This is a genomic window from Rothia sp. HMSC069C04, assembly GCF_001812895.1.
Classification (GTDB): domain Bacteria; phylum Actinomycetota; class Actinomycetes; order Actinomycetales; family Micrococcaceae; genus Rothia.
Genome location: NZ_KV810762.1, coordinates 253156 through 272529, shown reverse-complemented (window position 1 = coordinate 272529; position 19374 = coordinate 253156). Strand labels below are relative to the sequence as shown.

The following is a 19374-nucleotide window of genomic DNA, read 5'->3' as shown; positions in this document are numbered from 1 at the left end:
CGCCTGATTTACCGCCTTGCCGGGGGTAAGCACGGGTAGGCGCGCCGGTGCCGGGTGATTGGAATGCGGCGGGACTGAGTGATGAAAGTGCGCGCAGAACCAGGCGGCGAACCTGCGCGAATATGACGCGTCGATTCGACACCCGAGCGGTGTTTTTGAAAAATATACCCCAAAATTTCAAATAACCGACTGTGGATAACCTCTAATTCCTTCTGGGAGCCGAGGTTATCCACAGTTTTTCGTTAACCGCATTCGGGCACGCGCGCGGCGGGCACAGTAGAAGCACTACCGCTATCTACCGGGGGAGAGACCCATGACAACAGCCCGAATAACAGCCCGCGCCGCAACCCGAAGCGCACCCAACAGACCCCTGCTCCAGAGCACCCAGCCTCCGCGAACCCAGCTCCAGCGAACCCCGCCTCGCGCCCACAGCGTCGGCAGGTGGGGCGAGGAGCTGACCGCCCGCATCCTGGAAGCGAACGGCTACCGCATTCTGGAGAGGAATTGGCGACCGCCCGCCGGGCTGGAACACGAACAGATCCGCGGCGAGCTCGACCTGATCGCCATTGACCCCGAGGACGAACTGGTTTTCGTTGAGGTCAAGACCCGCAGCAGCGAAGACTTTGGGCACCCGTTCGCGTCCATTGACCGCGATAAGGCGCGTCGCACGCGCTCGCTGGCGATTCTCTGGTGCCGCCTGCGCGAGAACCTGGATTTTCCGCGCTTTCGCATTGACGCAATTGCGGTGACCGGAACCTGCGAAACCTTCACCTTCGAGCATCTGAAGGCGGTGGCGTAATGGGATTCGCACGCACCTATTCCGTGGCGCTGGTTGGCTTGCGCGGGCATATTGTTGACGTCGAGGCTGACATCTCGCAGGGCCTACCCGGCTTCGTGCTGCTGGGACTGCCCGATACCGCCCTCAACGAATCTAAAGAGCGTGTGCGCTCCGCGGCGAAGAACACCGGCATCACCCTCACTCAGCACCGGCTCACCGTGAACCTGACCCCCGCGACCCTACCCAAGCGCGGCTCGGCGTTCGACCTTGCCATTGTGGTTGCGGCGTTGCAGGCGGAGAAGAAACTGCATCCCAGCGGCGATAGCGTCTTCCTGGGCGAGCTGGGACTGGACGGAACGCTACGTCCCGTGCCGGGCATCCTGCCCGCGGTCAAAGCAGCCGTGGATGCCGGTCACCACCGCGTGATTGTGCCCGCCGAAAACGCTGAGGAGGCGGCGCTCATTCCCGGCGCGCAGGTGAGCGGTTTCCGCTGCCTGGCGGAGGTCTTTGCCGCTCTCGGCGCTGAGAGTCAGAAGCTGACCTACCCGCCCGCCCCGCAGACGGAGGCGAGCGCCCCGGCGGTGAAACCGGCTGAAATTCCCTCGGATATGAGCGATGTTGCCGGTCAGTCGCAGGGTCGTTTCGCCCTGGAAATTGCCGCCGCGGGTGGCCACCACATGCTGCTGACCGGCCCGCCCGGTTCGGGTAAAACCATGCTGGCGGAGCGCCTGCCGAGCATCCTGCCGACCCTCGACAACGATGCCGCGATGGAGGTGACCGCGATCCGTTCCCTCTGCTCGGCGGGGGAGCACCTGAGCGAGCTGGTGCGTCAGCCGCCGTTTGAGGCGCCGCATCATAGCGCCTCCGCGCCGGCGATTCTGGGCGGCGGCAGCGGCATTCCCCGCCCGGGCTGTGTGTCTAAAGCGCACCGCGGCGTGCTCTTTCTGGACGAGGCGCCGGAGTTCAAACGCACGGTGCTCGACTCGCTCCGTCAGCCCCTGGAATCGGGAACCGTGACCCTGGACCGTTCGAGCGCGTCGGCGACCTATCCGGCGCGTTTTCAGCTGATCCTGGCGGCGAACCCGTGCCCCTGCGGCATGAACGTGGGCACCGGTACGGAGTGCACGTGTGCCCCGCGTGAGCGTCGCGCCTATTTTGGGCGGCTGTCCGGCCCGCTGGTGGACCGCATTGACGTGAATGTGACGGTTCCGAAGGTGTCCTCCACGGAGCTTGCGGGCGGTCAGGTGAACGAGAGTTCGGCACAGATTCGTGAGCGCGTCATGGCGGCGCGGCAGGCTCAGCGTGAGCGCCTAGAGCCGTACGGGTTGAAGACGAATGCGGAGATGAACGGCAAGATTCTGCGCGGCCCGCTGCGTCTGGATGCGAAGCTCACCGGCGAGCTGAACGCCGCCGTGGACCGCGGAACGCTGACGGCTCGCGGCTACGACCGAGTGTTGCGTATCGCCTGGACCCTCGCCGATTTGGAGGGTGCCGCTTACCCGAGTCGGGAGCACCTGGATGTGGCGCTTTTTCTGCGGCAGCAGGGGCAGCTGACATAGCGTGCCGGTTTATAGAAGGAATCACTCACGAGAGGAGAAGAACATCATGGGTGAGAAGAAGCTCAGAAAACGAGCTGAAGAGGCCGAATTGAAAGAAAAAGGGCTGAGAGAAACAGCGCCGGAAGAGCGTGTGCCAGAAGTGAGCATGCCAAAAGAGAGCGCGACGGAAGATTTTGTTCAGGAGGAACTGCAGATTCGCCTGCCAGGCCGCACCCTGGATGCGCACGCCCTGGTGCGTGAGAGGGTGGCGCATATTCTGTCGCTGGGGCAGGAACCCTCGCCGAGCCCGTACAACGCGGCGCGGTTGCCGGGGTTCCTCGCTTCCTGCCTGAACCCGGTGTACTTAGATAACCCTGTGTACTTGGAAGAGATGAACCTGCAGGACCTGAGCCAGGAGAAACAGCCAGGAGAGCAACAACCGGGGGAGTGGCTACAGAGCGAGGTGCCACAGGGTGTGCACCCCGAGGCTTCGGTGGGCACAGCCTCCAGCAGTTCTGACCTCGCACCCCTGTTCAATCCCGCCCTCAGCGCGGAGCAGCTTGAGGCGGCGTGCCGCGAGTACATCCGCTGCTGCACCGCCCAGCTGATGCGCTACGCCGAACCCGCAGATGAGCTCGTGGTCGAATCCCTCACCACCCTGGGAGCGCCGCTGACCCTGCACTACCTGCTGACCGGGCACATCCCGGATGAGCACACCTGGGAGCACGGCGAACCGGATACGCAGCTCAGCGATTTTCTGCACTCGGTGGGTGCGCCCGCGGCGGGGGAGTCCGCCCTGTTTTCCAGTGCGAATGGCTACTACACGCCGGGTGAGCATCAGATGAGCCGCGATAAGTTCAGCAAGGGGCTCGCAACCCGCCGCCTGCGCTGGAACCGCCGCATGGAACGCACCCTGAACGCGGAGGCGCACATGGCGGCAACCTGCGGGGCGTGGCTGGTCACTCCCGCCGATCCGCTGTGGCCGCCGCAGCTGAACGATTTGGGGCCTGCTCGACCGTACGGGCTGTGGTGCCGAGGCGATTCGCGGCACCTGCTGGATGTGGCGTCTGCCCCGAGCGTGGCGCTGGTTGGTTCGCGTGACCCGAGCATCTACGGTACAGAGGCGACGACCCACCTTGCCGCCGAGCTGGCGCGCCGCGGGTACACTGTGATTTCTGGCGGTGCGATGGGTATTGATATTGCGGCGCATCGGGCGGCGCTGACCCAGCAGGGTAGTGACCTGCCGACCATCGCCTTCATGGCGGGTGGGCTGGACCGGCTGTACCCGGCGCAGAACTCGGATGCGCTGAACATGATTGTTGACCGCGGGCTCATCATGAGCGAGGTGAGCGTGGGCAACACCCCGACGCGTTGGCGTTTTCTGGAGCGTAACCGCCTGATTGCGGCGTTGGCGCGGCACACCATTGTGGTGGAGGCGCGCTGGCGTTCCGGTGCCCTGAATACGGCTCGTCACGCGATGGAGATTGGGCGTACCCTCTGGGCGGTTCCAGGGCAGATTAATTCGCCGAACTCGGTGGGCACGAACCGTCTGCTACGCGATGGACTAGCGCAAACACTCACCGAGGCTGCCGACATCCTCGAGTACGATGCCGCCGCGGGTTTCGAGCTGGGCACCGAGCACGAGAGCGAATGGGATCAGGTTGCTTCCTCCAGCGCGCTGGATGAGCTGACCGAACGACAGGGTAGGGTGTGGGACGATTTGAGCCCGCGCTCCTACCGCGGCGTGGATGAGATTGCCGCAGCTCTCGGGTTGAGCGCTCGCGACGTGATGGCTGACCTGTTCCACCTGGGTCGCTGCGGTCTGGCGGAGAGCAGTGGAACGAGCTGGAGGAAGGTCCGCCCGGCTGTCGCGGCGTAGAAGAGCCCCCGCTGAGCACCTCGCTGAAAACCCCGGCTGAACGCCTGTAGTGAACGCCCCTGCTGAACGCCCGTAGTGAACATCCCGGCAGTAGCGGGTTGCGGCGGCCGGTCATAACAAGGCAGCACGTGGAGAGCGTGGAACCTCTCTACAATTGGGGTAGGCTTGCGCGTACTGGCGCGGAGCCTACCCCCGCCGCGCTATCAGCAGATACGCCAGGGGCAGAAATACAACATCGAGAAGCATCAACGCTGCTTAAGTAAGGAACCAGAACCACGAAAGGAGGGACGCATGACCCCCGCCCGCCAACACGAAAACCGAGCAGAAAACCGGAACGAGAACCGCGAGGAGTACCGGGACGAGGCTCCCTCCACGACCCTGCCGGTGACCTACACCCGCACGCTTGCGCCGGAGCAAGTAGAGAGCTCTGCTCTACCTGATTCTGCACTGGGTGTTTCCGGCGAGGTGTTCCGCCCCGTCCTGGACCGTTTTGAGCGTTTTTTGCGCTATGAGAAGCACCGTTCCGAAGAGACGATCCGCTCGTATATCTCCGATTTGGAGGGCTTCTTCGGCTACATGGCGCGCCGCGGTGTGCGGCATCTGGACAGCATTGATGCGTCCCTGATTCGTGAGTGGTTGGGTTCGTTGCATCTGCGGCAGGCGGCTCGTTCTACGGTGGCGCGCCGCGGTTCGACCCTGCGAACGTTCTTCACCTGGGCTCAGGAAGAGGAGCTGGTGCACGCCAACCCCACCCGCGGTATGCGCACCCCCAAGCGGGAGAATCACCTGCCGCCGGTGCTGAGCCGTGAGCAGATGAACCAGCTACTGACTACCCTGCAGGAGCGTCGGGCGCAAGACCCTCGGGATGCGCGCCTGCTGCGCCTGGAAGCTGTGGTTGAGGTGCTGTACGCCTCGGGCATGCGTATTTCTGAGCTGACGGGCCTGGATTTGCAGAGCGTGGACCGGGCGAATAAGACGGTGCGCGTGCTGGGTAAGGGCAATAAGGAGCGCGTGGTGCCGCTGGGTACCCCGGCGCTTAAGGCGTTGAATCGTTGGGTGTCCTATGGTCGTCCGCAGTGGATTCCGGAGGGGTCCCAGGGCGTGACGGCGCTGTTTATCGGTCCTCGGGGTGGGCGTGCGAATGCCCGTCAGATTCGTGAGGATCTGACCCGCCTGTTGCGCACGGTGGAGAATACTCAGGCGTCGGGTGCGCACGTTTTGCGTCATTCGGCGGCGACTCACCTGGTGGATGGTGGCGCCGATATTCGTTCGGTGCAGGAGCTTTTGGGGCATTCGTCGTTGGCGACCACGCAGATTTACACGCACGTGTCGATGAAGCGTCTGGCGGAGACGTACGCGCGGGCGCATCCGCGAGCGTAGGACGTTCGTGTGTCTAGGGGTTTATGCACAGGTGCGGGGGAGTGTGCTGGACTGTGCTTTGAATAGAGCTCTGGGTAGCGCTTTGAATAGTGCGCTGAGCGCCGCCGTCTAATGTCTCTCTATTTGAACCTTGAGCGGCTGAACTGTACGAATGGGGGAAATCGTTCTAAGCTATACACTGTTCAACCACTGTCTCAGCTCCCAGTGCACCCCGAATTTCTGCACTGCGATGTTTATACAAAGCGGCTGAACAAGGTAGCATAGGTAACAGACTAACCGTGGTCTCCGTCTCTATAACGGCACCGCGTACGAGTACTAAAAACCAGAAAGGTCGCACCGCATGCGCGCACTCGTTTGCCCCGGACAGGGCTCCCAGAAGAAGGGCTTCCTGAGCCCCTGGCTCGAGATTGAAGGTGTGCGTGAGCACCTGGAACGACTCTCCGAAGCGGCAGGCATCGACCTGATTCACTACGGCACCGAAGCCGAAGAAGAAACCATCAAGGACACCGCAATCGCCCAGCCCCTCATTGTGGCTGCAGGCATCGTCACCGGTCGCCTCGCACTGCGCGAACTCGACGGTGAAGAGCTCATCTTCGCGGGCCACTCCGTCGGCGAAATCACCGCAGCAGCCCTCGCGGGCGTACTCAGCGACGAAGACGCAATGAGTTTCGTGCGCGTACGCGCCAACGGCATGGCGGAGGCGGCAGCCGCCTCCCCGACCGGCATGGCTGCAGTACTCGGCGGCGTTGAAGAAAACGTCCGCGAAGCCATCGACGCAGCAGGCCTCGTCGCAGCAAACTCCAACGGCGGCGGCCAGATCGTAGCCGCAGGCCCCATCCCCGCCATCGAGGCATTCGCCGCGAACCCGCCCGCACGCGCTCGCGTCATCCCTCTGAAGGTTGCTGGCGCATTCCACACCGAGGCAATGGCACCCGCCGTGCCCGCCCTGGAAGAGTTCGCCGCATCCCTGCAGGTCTCCGACCCGACCTCCGCACTGCTGACCAACCGCGACGGTTCCGCCGTGGCATCCGGTGAAGAGTTCGTCAAGACCCTCGTCTCCCAGGTCACCAGCCCCGTCCGCTGGGACCTGTGCATGGCAACCCTGCTCGAGCGTGAGGTCGCCGGCATTATCGAGGTCGCCCCCGCAGGCACCCTGGTCGGCCTGGCAAAGCGCGCGATGCGCGGCGTGCCCGGCACCTCCATCAACACTCCCGAGGACCTCACCTCGCTGAAGGGCTAAACGCCGGGGGAGCGCACCCCGCCCTCCCAGTACCGGAACCCTTCACACTAGACATGCACTTTAGACCTGCGAGGCACACAGTGTCTTGCGAGCATCAGCACTAAGGATTGAATACGTGACTACCCTCAAGCAGTACGAAATCAACCGCTACTCCCGCATCCTCGGTTACGGCGCAGCCCGCGGCGACGTCATCGTTCCCAACGACGACATCGTTGAGGCAATCGACTCCTCCGACGAGTGGATCAAGCAGCGCACCGGCATCGCAACCCGCCACCGCGCCAGCGAAAACCAGTCGGTAGCCGACCTCGCCATCGGTGCCGCCAAGGACGCCCTCGAAGCATCCGGCGTGGCCGGTGAGGACATTGAGGCGGTCATCATCTCGACCATCTCGCACCCCTACGCAACCCCCTCCCTGGCAACCCTGGTCGCCGACGCAATCGGCTCCAAATGCCCCGCATACGACATCTCCGCAGCGTGTGCAGGTTTCTGCTACGGCATCGCCCAGGCAGACGCCCTCGTCCGTGCGGGTACCGCAAAGCATGTGCTGGTCATCGGCGTTGAGAAGCTCTCGGACTTCATCGACAACACCGAACGCACCATCTCCTTCCTGCTCGGCGACGGCGCAGGCGCAGCAGTCGTAGGCGTCTCCGACGAACCCGGCATTGCCCCGACCGTATGGGGTTCGGACGGTTCCCGCTGGGGCACCGTCGGCATGACCCACTCCCTGCTGGACATCCGCAACCGCGACTTCGTCGCAAACCCCGTCGAAGAAGGCGAAAAGATTTGGCCCACCCTGCGTCAGGACGGCCCCTCCGTCTTCCGCTGGGCAGTATGGGAAATGGCGAAGGTCGCCAAGCAGGCACTCGAAACCGCCGGCATCACCCCCGACGAGCTCGGCGCGCTCATCCCGCACCAGGCAAACGCCCGCATCATTGACCAGATGGTCAAGACCCTCAAACTTCCCGACACGGTGGCAGTGGCACGCGACATCGTCGATGCCGGTAACACCTCCGCCGCATCGGTCCCCCTCGCCGCGCACCGCCTGCTCAAGGAGAACCCGGAACTCTCCGGCAAGCTCGCCCTGCAGATTGGTTTCGGTGCCGGCCTGGCATTCGCAGCTCAGGTAGTCGTCCTTCCCTAAGGAAAACCACCAGAGCCCGATGCTCCCCGCCCCTCACGACCGGCACAGCGCCGGTGCGCGAGAAAGAAAAGAAAGCGGGAAAGCATCCCCACAAACTCCGAGTTGACGCATGCGTACACCACGCAGACACGATAAACTCGGTAATGCACGCGTACCCCCACCCGGCGGGTGCGATGACCATCGAAAAAACAAAGGAGCCCCTGAATGGCTAACAAGGAAGAGATCCTCGCAGGTCTGGCAGAAATCGTTAACGAAGAGACCGGCGTTGAGGTTGAGGACGTTCAGCTGGACAAGTCCTTCACCGAGGACCTGGACATCGACTCCATCTCGATGATGACCATCGTCGTGAACGCTGAGGAGAAGTTCGAGGTGACCATCCCGGACGAAGAGGTCAAGAACCTCAAGACCGTTGGCGACGCAGTCGAGTTCATCGCGAACGCTGCCTAAGCTATAACCAATAACGAGGCGGCGCGGGCTCTCACCGGCCCGCGCCGCATCGCTATTCACTCAGCTTTCAATCCAACATACCCCCGGGAACACACAGGGTGCGATGACTGCACTCTCCACGGCGTGAAAACGCCCACTGTAAACCCCGGGTCCAACAGGTTTTTATCCACACACCACCGGATAAACCACCAAATCGACCACCGAAGAGAAAGTGCCACAATGTCTCGAAAAGTGCTGGTGACCGGCCTCGGCGCGACCACCCCCATTGGCGGCGACGTCCCCACCACCTGGGAAAACGCAACCAAGGGCGTATCTGGTGTATCCACCCTCGACCACCCCTGGGTCAAGGAATACGACCTGCCCGTATACATTGCAGGCCAGCTCGCCGTGCCCGCCCTCGAATCCGGCCGCCTCACCAAGGTAGAAGCAAAGCGCCTGGATCCCTCGGGCCAGCTCGCCCTCATCGCCGCACGCGAAGCATGGGAAGACGCAGGATTCTCCGGCCCCGACGCCGACTCCGCAGAAGAAGTCGACCCCGAACGCACCGGCGTAGCCTTCGGCACCGGCATCGGTGGCGTGTGGACCCTCCTCGACGCATGGGACACCCTCCGCGAAAAGGGCCCCCGCCGCGTCCTCCCCATGACCGTTCCCATGCTCATGCCCAACGGCAACGCAGCAGCCGTCTCCATGAACCTCAAGGCACGCGCCGCAGCACAGACCGTCGTCTCCGCATGCGCATCCTCCACCGAAGCCATGCAGCTCGGTGCTGAAATGATCCGCAACGGCAAGGCAGACGTCGTCATCGTCGGCGGTGCCGAAGCAGCAATCCACCCGCTTCCCATGGCAGCATTCGCCAAGATGCAGGCACTCTCCTCCCGCAACGACGAACCCGAAAAGGCATCCCGCCCCTACGACGTCGACCGCGACGGCTTCGTCATGGGTGAAGGCGCAGCAGCGCTCATCCTCGAATCCGAAGAGCACGCCAAGGCACGCGGCGCACGCGTCTACGCGGAACTGGCAGGCACCGGCGTATCCGCCGACTCCTACCACATCACCGCACCGGACCCTGCAGCACTCGGCGCAACCCGCGCACTGCGCGAAGCCCTCGAAGACGGCAACATCGACCCGAAGACCGTCGTGCACATCAACGCGCACGCCACCAGCACCCCCGCCGGTGACCTGCCCGAAGCAACCGCAATGCACGAAACCTTCGGCGAGCACACCAAGAACATCGCCGTCTCCGCAACCAAGTCCATGACCGGCCACCTGCTCGGCGGCGCGGGCGCCCTCGAGGCTGTGCTGACCGTCCTGGCTCTGCACCACCGCACCGCACCCTGCACCATCAACCTGGACAACAAGGACCCCCAGATTGACTTGGACGTGGTGACTGAGGCGCGCGAGCTGCCCGCCGGTGAGATCGTGGCACTGTCGAACTCCTTCGGTTTCGGCGGCCACAACGCAGTTGTAGCATTCCGCTCCGTAGAGGGCTAAAAACTCTTCGACAGCCTCATAGGAAGGGCACGTCGGACAATGCTTGCGGGGGAGTGCCCCCTCTGCGGCGCTGGGGCGCCTTGAGGACGGAGCCCCCGCCACGCATTCCCGACCGCGCCCTCACCGATTTTGATACGTACAGGGTCGCCTGTGATAGTTAGCTATCGCGGGCGACCCTGTTTCCGTGGGTTAGTTGTTTTGAGAAGACGACCAGAACACACGAAGCGGGGGAGTGCCCCCTCTTCAGCGCCTGGGGGGCGCTTCGAGGACGGAGCCCCCGCTTCGCGTGTCCGGTACGCCCTCACGTTAAAAACGGGTGGCGTATTCGCTCCGGCACTGCGAATACGCCACCCAAACACACCACACTCCACAAGACAATGCAGAGCGCGCGGGATCAACCATCCCGCAAGGTTCCCGTAACCCCCATCGCGCACCACGGTAGGCGACGACAGAAGAACGGGAGCTTATGACCGTTCGATACGCACAACGCCCCCTGTATAGGTGTACAAAGGCGCATGTTACGCGTTCTTCCGGAAGTTTATTCGGAAGAGCTCCCACGCCGGTTCCGTTGAGAAAAACAATTCGGTGTGGTTGCCTCCCGATGGTGAAGCACCTCAGCATCGTGTGCCGCATAAACCGCGCAGTTTAGTGCGCGCAGATGCTGCGTCGAAAACTATCCAAAGAATGCAGTCCACGGAGTAGTCTTCCAGCTTCAAATGGCAGAAGCTTAAGGGTTTGATGTGAGTGCTCGGATGGTCCGAATCATGTCGCTCTCAACGGAACCGGTTTATCGGTGATGGGAGCTCCTGTAGATAAGAATAACCTTAAATCACCCCTGGAGTAAACCTTAAACCAATAATTTAACCTTATTGTTATAATTCCTTGTCATAAAGGTATTGACGGGTGTTCAATGTGTTCTGGGTAACCCCTCAGAAGGTCCTCATAACTCTTTGGTCTGTTTGGTGCTCTCCACCGTTATGAAACCGTGATAAATCATCCCCGAAAACTTGAAGAATCGGGTTCCAAAACGGTCCCGCAAGTGACTACCGCGAGGGCTTGTTGAGAGGGTCTTGAAGGCGCGCTGAGAGTACAGTCATAAAACGTCATCTTGTCACGGAAGTTATCCCAGAGAAAACAAATTAAACCCCCTGCGTGCGCTGTGGCATAATCAGTATCAACATCGTGCTCCGGGGTCGGTGAAATTCCGAACCGGCGGTCACAGCCCGCGAACCACTCTCGCAGGCAGGCAAAAATCGTACGAATCTTCGCATCCGCACAGGATGCAAGACTCCGCTAGAGAAGCCCGCCCGCAAGAGAGGCCGAACCGGTGAAAATCCGGTGCCGACAGTACAGTCTGGATGGAAGGTAGCACGAGCAGAAAAAGGCAGGAGCGCACTCTGTCGAGCCGCCCGAGAAACCTTGGGACAGCTTGCATCGCGCACCCAACGCAGTTGTTTCAGAGAGCATCAGCTTTCTGTGTAGCAGGGGAGAGGCACCTTTCGTAGGTGCCGGTACGTTATTCCCCTCGATCGCAGTCTCTGATTTCAGCCACGGTTTTCAGCCACGGTTGGCTGAATCGCCGCTCCCGCCTCACCACGGATACCGGCCATCCCATAAATCGGGCACCCCATAAGATGCCCGCGGTAGCCGCCCTTTTCTGTTCCTCTCCCCGGAGCCGCCGCAGATGCGCACACAGCGCATCCGAAACACGGTCCAACTCAGAGAGGAAAGAAACAATGGACATCTTGCGGTGGCTCTTCGACGCACAAATTCACGTGGGGGACCAGTCCCTTCTCGTGCGCGAAGTTCTCGGAAACGCATTCGGCCTGGCATCGGCGCTCGGCGGCATGCGACGCAAAGTATGGGCGTGGCCCGTCGGCATTCTCGGCAACCTGCTGCTCCTCACCGTCTTCCTGGGCGCCCTCGTCGGCAGCCCTCACCCCGTCACCATGCTCGGCCAGGCAGGCCGCCAAATCATGTTCATTGCCGTGTCCATCTGGGGCTGGCACCGTTGGCGCGCCACCCGCGCCGCCGGTGGTGACGCCTCCGAAGGTGCCGCGGTAATCCCCAAGTGGGCTACCAACACCGAACGCGCAGGCCTGGTTGTCGCCATGGTCGCGGGCACCCTGTTGCTCACCCCCATCTTCCGCGCCCTCGGCTCCTACGAACCCGTCTGGTCCGACGCCTGGATCTTCACCGGCTCGCTGCTCGCCACCTACGGCATGGCGCGCGGCTGGGTTGAATTCTGGCTCATCTGGGTTGCCGTCGACCTGGTCGGCGTGCCGCTGCTGTGGAGCGCAGGCTACTACGCAACCTCCTTCATGTACGTGTTCTACGGATGCTTCACCCTGGTCGGCTTCTTCGTCTGGTGGCGCACCCGCAACCTGGAGGCGCAGAAGACCCAGGTGCAGACCCAGTTCCCCGACGTGACCGTTGAGGTTACCGACGTGCAGAAGGGCCGTGCATAAATGCCGCAGAACCCCTCACAGCAGGTGCTGGCGAGCGCGCACCTGCCCGTAACCGTCGCCCCGAGCGTATATTCGCCGCGCAACGATGCGGACTACTCCGCCGCGGAGTACGGTCACCTCGCCGGGTTGCCCGCCGCACGCACCCTCCAGCTGCCCGGCCCCGAGCAGGAGCTCAGCCACGCAGAGGCCATGACCCTGGCACTGCAGGCGGCACGCCAGGGTATCCGCGGCGCGAACCCCCTCGTCGGCGCCGTCATCACTGACGCGCACGGGCACCTGCTGCACGTGGGTTACCACCGAGGCGCAGGCACCCCGCACGCCGAAGCCGACGCCCTCGCCGCCGCCCGAGCCGCGGGAACCGACCTCACCGGCGCCCGCATGTACGTGAGCCTCGAGCCCTGCAACCACACCGGACGCACCGGCCCCTGCTCCCACGCCGTCGCCGAGGCGGGCATCAGCGAACTCTACTACGCCTACAGCGACGACACCGAAAACGCAGCTGGAGGCGCCGCCTACCTGCGCTCGCAGGGCGTCACCGTGCACGCCATGGAGGAGTTCGCGGACGCATCCTACCTGCTGAACGAGCGCTGGTTCATTGCCGCCGCCGAACGCCGCCCCTTCATTACCGCAAAGAGCGCGTCCACCCTGGACGGGTTCATCGCGGCTGCTGACGGCACGAGCAAGTGGATTACCGGCCCCGCCGCGCGCATTGACGGGCACCTGATTCGTCACCGCGCCGACGCCGTCATGATCGGCACCCGAACCACCCTCATGGACGACCCGACCCTGGATGCGCGCGACGCCAACGGGGAACGCTTCGAGAAGCAGCCGTTGCGCGTGGTCATGGGTAAAACCGAGATTACCGAGAACTACCGCGTGCGCGGCCTCAACCCGCCCGAAGGTGTGGAGGCAGACCCGCAGAACTTCCTGCAGATTTTCACCCACGACCCGCGTGAACTGCTCGATGAGCTGTACGCCCGCGGCGTGCGGCACCTCATGATTGAGGGCGGCCCCGGCATGATCGGCCTCTTCGCAGGTGAGGACCTCATCGACGAGATGGTCTGGTACCGCGCGCCCATGATTATGGGTCGAGGCAAGAGCGCCGTGTACCGTCTGCTCGTGGACACCCTCGCGCAGGCACCGCGCCTGCAGCTGGACGACCTGGGCATGTTCCCGGCGGTGCGCGTGCTCGGCAATGACACCGCAACGCACCTGGTGCCGGCACCTCGCGGAACGGTGCAGGAACCCGGCAAACGGCGGACCCTGCCGAAGCTGGATGCCTGCCACGCGCCCGAACCAAGACTGGATTAGCCGCGACGGGCAGTGCTGGATGGTTCGCATGCTGGCACAAAAACTCCCCGTCACGGGGAATATTCGAAAAATACGTATAGTTATACCGACGAACAAACCATCGCCGCCCGTCGCCCTCAACGACGACGCCCCGGCGGACACGGCGAGAAAAGGAAAGCACACATGTTTACCGGAATCATTGGCGCCCTCGGCACCGTAGAATCCATCACCCCCATCGAAGGTAGCGACGCAGCCTATCTGACCCTCAACGCCGGAGACATCGTCGCCGACCTCGAACACGGCGGCTCCCTCGCCGTCAACGGTGTATGCCTCACCGCTATTGACCTTGACCAGCTGCAGCCCGGCCAGTTCCGCGCCTACGCCATGGGCGAGACCCTGCGCCGCACCAACCTCGGCAACCTGAACCCCGGCGACACCGTCAACCTGGAGCGTTGCCTGCCCGCCGGTGGTCGCCTCGACGGTCACGTCGTGCAGGGCCACGTGGATGCGGTGGGCACCCTCGCATCCGTCACCGCGCACGAGGCGTGGAGCACCCTGCGTTTCAACCTGCCCGCCGAGCTGGCACCCCTGCTCGCGGAGAAGGGCTCCATCGCTGTTTCTGGCGTGTCCCTGACCGTCACCGCCGTTTCTGAGCCCGGTGTTACCCCCGCATGGTTCGAGGTCGGTCTGATTCCCGAAACCCTGAAGGCAACCAACCTCGGCGCGCTCAAGGTCGGCGACAGCGTGAACCTTGAGACCGATGCGCTCGCTAAGTACGTGCAGCGCCTGACCGCGTTTGCTGGCGTGCCGCAGACTGCTTCTGAGCAGGTTGCACCCCGCCGCGCCGACGCCGCAAGCGTTCTCGACAGCGTGCAGACCGCGGTGGACGCTATCGCCGCCGGTCGCGCCGTAGTCGTCGTTGACGATGAGGACCGCGAAAACGAAGGTGACATCATCTTCGCTGCCGAGCACGCAACCCCCGAGCTGATGGGCTTCATGATTCGCTACACCTCCGGCGTCGTGTGCGCGCCCATGAGCAACAAGCGTGCCGACGAGATGAACCTGCCGCCCATGGTCACCAACAACGAGGACCCCAAGGGCACCGCCTACACCGTCTCCTGCGATGCGGCCTCCAGCGTGAGCACCGGCATTTCCGCGGCGGACCGCGCACGCACCGTGCAGATCCTCGCGGACGCATCCTCCACCCCGGCGGATATTCCCCGCCCCGGCCACATCTTCCCGCTGCGCGCCGTTGACGGCGGCGTGGCGGAGCGCCCCGGCCACACCGAAGCCGCAGTGGAACTCTCCCTCGCGGCGGGCCTGTCCGGCGTGGGCGTTATCGCCGAGGTCGTGCACGACGACGGCTCCATGATGCGTTTCGACGCACTGCGCGCCTTCGCCACCGAGCACAACCTGCCCATGATCTCTATCGAAGACCTCATCAAGTACGTAGCTAAGGCGTAGGAGAACGCATGAGCGAAACCCCTAACACCCAAGCAACGCCAGGCACTCCCGCAGAGCTGAGCACCCCCGCGGCTGTCACCTTGGCAGAGCCGGGCACCCCCTCAGCGGACACCTTGGTCGAGTCGGTTGAGGCGCAGGTTGAAGAGCTCAGCGCCGAATCCCTGCGCATCGCCTCCCAGCTCGCTGAAGGCTACCGAGTCAGCCCCCTCGACATGGTGCCCAACCCCAGCCCGCTGCTGGTAGAAAGCACCGAAGAGGTCGCCGTACCCACCCCGCAGGGTGTGTTCGGTTTGCGCGCCTGGCGATTCGCAGACGGCGCCGAGCACCTCAGTGCCCGTGCCCTCGACCGTGACGGCACCCCCGTACCCGCCGAGGACGGGGGAGCGCCCGCGGTGCGCATCCACTCCGAATGCGCCACCGGCGATATTTTCGGTTCATTCCGATGCGATTGCGGCCCCCAGCTGGAGAACGGCCTGCGCATCATTGGCCGCACCGGCGGGTACCTCATCTACGTGCGCAACCATGAAGGACGCGGTATCGGCTTGGTCAACAAGCTCCGCGCCTACGCGCTGCAGGATGCCGGGCTCGACACCCTCGACGCGAACCTGGCGCTCGGCCTGGACGGCGACATGCGCGACTACTCGCAGGCGGCACTGATCCTGCAGGAACTCGGTGTGAACGAGCTGAGGCTCGTGACCAACAACCCCGCCAAGCAGGAGGCGCTCGAAAGCCTCGGTCTGCAGGTCGCCGAACTCATCCCGGATGAAATTCCCGCCCGAGTTGAGAACGCTCACTACCTGCAGACCAAGCGTGAGCGCATGCGCCACGTGCTCAAAAGCGCGTAGCGGCACCCCTGCAAACTAAACTTTTCACAAACCCAGAACCCCACAAGGAGAACACAATGAGCGGCGTAGGCGCAGCAGACACCACCCTCAACCCCGAAGACTACAAGGGCTTCAAGCTCGCAATCGTAGCGGCAAGCTGGCACACCCAGGTCATGGACGGCCTCATCGACGGTGCACAGCGTGCAGCACGCGATGCAGGCATCGAGCCGACCCTCGTGCGCGTTCCCGGCACCTTCGAGCTGCCCGTCGCAGCAACCCGCCTCGCTGAGAAGTTCGACGCAATCGTCGCGCTCGGCGTGGTTATCCGTGGCGGCACCCCCCACTTCGACTACGTCTGCCAGGGCGCAACCAACGGCCTGACCGACGTGTCCGTGCTGACCGGCCGCCCCATCGGCTTCGGCGTGCTCACCTGCGATAACGAGCAGCAGGCACTCGACCGTGCAGGCCTGGAAGGCTCCAACGAAGACAAGGGCTACGAGGCGACCGCGGCGGCACTGCAGACCGCAGCAACCCTCAAGCAGTTCAGCAACTAACACGGCTGAACGGTACGCGGCTCAGTTTCACGAAGAGAACGTTCTGATCTTCACCGTGGAACTGGGCCGTAGTACCGGTTAAACTGAAACAACCCGCGCACCGGGCTTACCGGGATTTATCAGGCATTATCGGGCGTCTATGGATCTGGCAAGTATGCGCCAGAGAGATACACACCGGAACATATGTCCCGGTACCCCATGTACCGGTAAAACCCCATGTACCGGTAAAACCCCATGTACCGGTAAAAACCCCGCGCAGCAGCTAAGGGACACAGCGCACCGACGCGCTCCCAAACCAACACCAAGGAGTACAGCAATGCAGGATTTGGGCACCATCACCCCCAGCCTCGAAGAATTCCGCGCCCGCGCAGCCGGCACCCGCGTCATTCCCGTACACATCAAAATCCTCGCCGACTCACTCACCCCCATCGGCATCTACCGATCCCTCGTACTCCAAAACGACCAGGGCGAACCCGTCGATGCAGCCCACGGCACCTTCCTGCTCGAATCCGCCAAAATCTCCGCAGAAGGCGAATCCGCAGCCTGGGACCGCTACTCCTTCATCGGCGCGTCCTCCCGCTCCACCCTCACCACCGTTGACGGCGCAGTCCACTGGCAGGGCCGCACCCCCGCCGGCGCACCCGTCGACGGCGACCCCGTAGAAGCCATCGCAAAGACCCTGCAGATGCTCTACACCGAACCCGACCCGACCCTGCCGCCGCTCACCTCCGGCCTGGTTGGCTACCTCGGCTGGGACGTCGTACGCCACTGGGAGCACCTGCCGTTCCCGCCCGCCGATGACGTGAACCTGCCCGAATTCGCGCTCAACATGGTCTCCGACATGGCAATTCACGACAACAAGGACGGCACCGTCCTGCTCGTCGCCAACGCCATCAACTTCAACGGCACCAGCGAAAACGTCGACGGCGCCTACGAGGATGCCATCGCGCGCCTGCACAGCATGCTCCGCCGCCTGCAGCGCGGCGCCACCGCAACCACCTCCACTCTCTCCGGCGTGGCAGACGTTGACCGTAAGGTCCGCGAAGACGTCACCCTCACCTGGAGCGAACAGGGTTTCAAGGACGCCATCGACCGCTCCAAGAAGAACATCATCGACGGCGACGTCTTCCAAATCGTGCTCTCACGCCGATTCGAAGCCGAAACCAACGCCAAGGCACTCGACGTGTACCGTGTACTGCGCCAGTCCAACCCCTCGCCGTACATGTACCTCTTCAACTTCGAAGACAGCAACGGCACCCCCTTCCACATCGTCGGCTCCTCCCCGGAGGCGCTCGTCACCCTCAAGGACGGCATCGCTAGCACCCACCCCATCGCCGGTTCCCGCCCGCGCGGCGCAACCCGCGAAGAAGACCTCGCACTCGCCGAGGAACTGCTCGCCGACGAAAAGGAACGCTCCGAACACCTCATGCTCGTCGACCTGGCACGCAACGACCTCTCACGCATCGCCAAGCCCGGCACCGTGTCCGTCGACCAGTTCATGATCATTGAGCGTTTCAGCCACATCATGCACATTTCCTCCGCCGTCAGCGCCGAACTCGACCCGCAGTTCAGCGCCTACGACGTGCTGCGCGTCGCCTTCCCGGCGGGCACCCTCTCCGGTGCACCCAAGCCGCGCGCCATGCAGCTCATCGACGAATACGAACCGACCCGCCGCGGCGTCTACGGCGGCGTATGCGGCTACTTCGACTTCGCCGGCAACATGGACATGGCCATCGCCATCCGCACCGCCGTGCTCAAGGAAGGCACCGCCTACGTACAGGCAGGTGCGGGCCTCGTCATGGACTCCAACCCGGACTCCGAAACCCTCGAAACCGTCAACAAGTCCGCCGCCCCGCTGCGCGCCGTGCTGACCGCCTCCGGCCTGGCACCCCTGGACGCAGACGCAGCCGTCAACGCCACCAAATAACCCAAGGAGACACCATGAGCACCGTTCTCGACGAGATCATCGTCGGCGTCCGCGAAGACCTCGCCGCCCGCGTACAGCAGGTTCCCCTCGAGGAAATGAAGAAGCACGCCCTCGCAGCCGCACCCGCCCGCGACGCGCTCGCCTCCCTACGCGGTGAAGTACCCGGCGGCGGCAACGGCACCACCGCACGCATTATTTCTGAGGTGAAGCGCTCCTCGCCCTCCAAGGGTGCCCTCGGTGAAATCCCGGACCCCGCTGCGCTTGCCGCACGCTACGAGGCAGGTGGCGCCGCAGCAATCTCCGTGCTCACCGAGCAGCGCCGATTCAACGGCTCCCTCGCCGACCTTGACGCAGTCCGCGCCGCCGTGAACATCCCCGTGCTGCGCAAGGACTTCACCGTCGACGAGTACCAGATTTGGGAGGCACGCGCACACGGCGCCGACCTGGTTCTGCTGATTGTCGCGGCACTTGACGAGCAGACCCTGCGCGAGTTCCTTGAACTCACCGAATCGCTCGGCATGAACGCCCTCGTTGAAACCCACACCCCCGAAGAAATCGAGGTCGCCCAGCGCATCGGCGCCAAAATCGTCGGCATCAACGTTCGTAACCTCAAGACCCTCGAAGTCAACAACGAACACTACGCATCCCTCGCAGCGCACCTGCCCAACTCGGTCATTAAGGTTGCCGAATCCGGTGTCGCCAGCATTGAGGACGTGCGCGCCTACGCTGGTGCCGGTGCCGATGCTGTGCTCATCGGTGAAGCGCTGGTACGCTCCGGCGACCCCGAAGGTACCGTGCGTGAATTCTCCAAGGTGCCCGTGACCCGATAAGGGTTGCTAAGAGAAGACGACCGGACAACGCTCGCGGGGGAGTGACTTCCGTGGGCTAGTTGTTTGAGAGGTTGTACCGGTTCACGCTTGCGGGGGAGTGCCCCCTCTTCAGCGCCTGGGGGC

The 19374-nt window shown here is 63.4% G+C and carries 15 protein-coding genes and 1 riboswitch; all 15 genes read left to right on the top strand.

Going from position 1 to position 19374, the window contains the following annotated elements; translation table 11 throughout:
- The first annotated feature begins 313 nt into the window (after positions 1 to 313).
- The 15 genes from HMPREF2879_RS08630 to trpC all read left to right on the top strand — a co-directional run bounded on the left by HMPREF2879_RS08630 (position 314) and on the right by trpC (position 19251).
- On the top strand, positions 314 to 799 hold the full coding sequence (locus HMPREF2879_RS08630; RefSeq protein WP_005506258.1) for a YraN family protein: 486 nt from the start codon (positions 314 to 316) through the stop codon (positions 797 to 799).
- Complete coding sequence (locus HMPREF2879_RS08625) at positions 799 to 2337, top strand: YifB family Mg chelatase-like AAA ATPase (RefSeq protein ID WP_070635309.1); 1539 nt, start codon at positions 799 to 801, stop codon at positions 2335 to 2337. The genes HMPREF2879_RS08630 and HMPREF2879_RS08625 overlap by 1 nt, the downstream gene beginning before the upstream one ends.
- 145 nt (positions 2338 to 2482) lie before the next feature.
- Positions 2483 to 4195, top strand: coding sequence for a DNA-processing protein DprA (dprA, locus tag HMPREF2879_RS08620; RefSeq protein ID WP_246822944.1), 1713 nt, complete (start codon positions 2483 to 2485; stop codon positions 4193 to 4195).
- A 291-nt stretch (positions 4196 to 4486) separates the two neighbouring features.
- On the top strand, positions 4487 to 5575 hold the full coding sequence (locus HMPREF2879_RS08615; RefSeq protein WP_070635307.1) for a tyrosine recombinase XerC: 1089 nt from the start codon (positions 4487 to 4489) through the stop codon (positions 5573 to 5575).
- A gap of 340 nt (positions 5576 to 5915) precedes the next feature.
- Positions 5916 to 6815 carry an ACP S-malonyltransferase gene (locus HMPREF2879_RS08610; protein WP_070635306.1) on the top strand — a complete coding sequence of 300 codons (900 nt, stop codon included), beginning with the start codon at positions 5916 to 5918 and terminating at the stop codon, positions 6813 to 6815.
- A gap of 115 nt (positions 6816 to 6930) precedes the next feature.
- Complete coding sequence (locus HMPREF2879_RS08605; RefSeq protein ID WP_070635305.1) at positions 6931 to 7956, top strand: beta-ketoacyl-ACP synthase III; 1026 nt, start codon at positions 6931 to 6933, stop codon at positions 7954 to 7956.
- Between the two features lie 204 nt (positions 7957 to 8160).
- The gene (locus HMPREF2879_RS08600; protein ID WP_005507475.1) at positions 8161 to 8403 is read left to right on the top strand and encodes an acyl carrier protein; all 243 of its coding nucleotides are present in this window, start codon (positions 8161 to 8163) and stop codon (positions 8401 to 8403) included.
- A 219-nt stretch (positions 8404 to 8622) separates the two neighbouring features.
- Entirely contained in the window at positions 8623 to 9894 is a 1272-nt protein-coding gene (gene fabF / locus HMPREF2879_RS08595; RefSeq protein ID WP_070635304.1) for a beta-ketoacyl-ACP synthase II, read from the top strand.
- A gap of 1178 nt (positions 9895 to 11072) precedes the next feature.
- Positions 11073 to 11270, top strand: a riboswitch (FMN riboswitch).
- 360 nt (positions 11271 to 11630) lie between these two features.
- Positions 11631 to 12362: a nicotinamide riboside transporter PnuC gene (gene pnuC / locus HMPREF2879_RS08590; protein WP_049337701.1), complete on the top strand. Its 732-nt coding sequence runs from the start codon at positions 11631 to 11633 to the stop codon at positions 12360 to 12362.
- Positions 12363 to 13673, top strand: coding sequence for a bifunctional diaminohydroxyphosphoribosylaminopyrimidine deaminase/5-amino-6-(5-phosphoribosylamino)uracil reductase RibD (ribD, locus tag HMPREF2879_RS08585; RefSeq protein WP_070635303.1), 1311 nt, complete (start codon positions 12363 to 12365; stop codon positions 13671 to 13673).
- Positions 13674 to 13835: 162 nt separating this feature from the next.
- Positions 13836 to 15116 carry a 3,4-dihydroxy-2-butanone-4-phosphate synthase gene (ribB, locus tag HMPREF2879_RS08580; RefSeq protein WP_070635302.1) on the top strand — a complete coding sequence of 427 codons (1281 nt, stop codon included), beginning with the start codon at positions 13836 to 13838 and terminating at the stop codon, positions 15114 to 15116.
- 8 nt (positions 15117 to 15124) lie between these two features.
- Positions 15125 to 15961 carry a GTP cyclohydrolase II gene (locus HMPREF2879_RS08575; protein WP_141753037.1) on the top strand — a complete coding sequence of 279 codons (837 nt, stop codon included), beginning with the start codon at positions 15125 to 15127 and terminating at the stop codon, positions 15959 to 15961.
- A 56-nt stretch (positions 15962 to 16017) separates the two neighbouring features.
- Positions 16018 to 16494, top strand: a complete 477-nt coding sequence (gene ribH / locus HMPREF2879_RS08570; protein ID WP_005506244.1) for a 6,7-dimethyl-8-ribityllumazine synthase — start codon at positions 16018 to 16020, stop codon at positions 16492 to 16494.
- A gap of 316 nt (positions 16495 to 16810) precedes the next feature.
- Positions 16811 to 18421 carry an anthranilate synthase component I gene (locus HMPREF2879_RS08565; RefSeq protein ID WP_070635301.1) on the top strand — a complete coding sequence of 537 codons (1611 nt, stop codon included), beginning with the start codon at positions 16811 to 16813 and terminating at the stop codon, positions 18419 to 18421.
- 14 nt (positions 18422 to 18435) lie between these two features.
- Entirely contained in the window at positions 18436 to 19251 is an 816-nt protein-coding gene (gene trpC / locus HMPREF2879_RS08560) for an indole-3-glycerol phosphate synthase TrpC (RefSeq protein ID WP_070635300.1), read from the top strand.
- Positions 19252 to 19374: the final 123 nt, after the last annotated feature.

Bases quoted from the DNA above. Each gene is read 5' to 3' on its own strand.
- HMPREF2879_RS08610 (WP_070635306.1), top strand. From the start codon at position 5,916: ATGCGCGCACTCGTTTGCCCCGGACAGGGCTCCCAGAAGAAGGGCTTC.
- ribH (WP_005506244.1), top strand. From the start codon at position 16,018: ATGAGCGGCGTAGGCGCAGCAGACACCACCCTCAACCCCGAAGACTAC.
- pnuC (WP_049337701.1), top strand. From the start codon at position 11,631: ATGGACATCTTGCGGTGGCTCTTCGACGCACAAATTCACGTGGGGGAC.
- fabF (WP_070635304.1), top strand. From the start codon at position 8,623: ATGTCTCGAAAAGTGCTGGTGACCGGCCTCGGCGCGACCACCCCCATT.
- trpC (WP_070635300.1), top strand. From the start codon at position 18,436: ATGAGCACCGTTCTCGACGAGATCATCGTCGGCGTCCGCGAAGACCTC.
- HMPREF2879_RS08575 (WP_141753037.1), top strand. From the start codon at position 15,125: ATGAGCGAAACCCCTAACACCCAAGCAACGCCAGGCACTCCCGCAGAG.
- dprA (WP_246822944.1), top strand. From the start codon at position 2,483: ATGCCAAAAGAGAGCGCGACGGAAGATTTTGTTCAGGAGGAACTGCAG.
- HMPREF2879_RS08630 (WP_005506258.1), top strand. From the start codon at position 314: ATGACAACAGCCCGAATAACAGCCCGCGCCGCAACCCGAAGCGCACCC.
- ribD (WP_070635303.1), top strand. From the start codon at position 12,363: ATGCCGCAGAACCCCTCACAGCAGGTGCTGGCGAGCGCGCACCTGCCC.
- HMPREF2879_RS08600 (WP_005507475.1), top strand. From the start codon at position 8,161: ATGGCTAACAAGGAAGAGATCCTCGCAGGTCTGGCAGAAATCGTTAAC.
- HMPREF2879_RS08615 (WP_070635307.1), top strand. From the start codon at position 4,487: ATGACCCCCGCCCGCCAACACGAAAACCGAGCAGAAAACCGGAACGAG.
- ribB (WP_070635302.1), top strand. From the start codon at position 13,836: ATGTTTACCGGAATCATTGGCGCCCTCGGCACCGTAGAATCCATCACC.
- HMPREF2879_RS08565 (WP_070635301.1), top strand. From the start codon at position 16,811: ATGCAGGATTTGGGCACCATCACCCCCAGCCTCGAAGAATTCCGCGCC.
- HMPREF2879_RS08625 (WP_070635309.1), top strand. From the start codon at position 799: ATGGGATTCGCACGCACCTATTCCGTGGCGCTGGTTGGCTTGCGCGGG.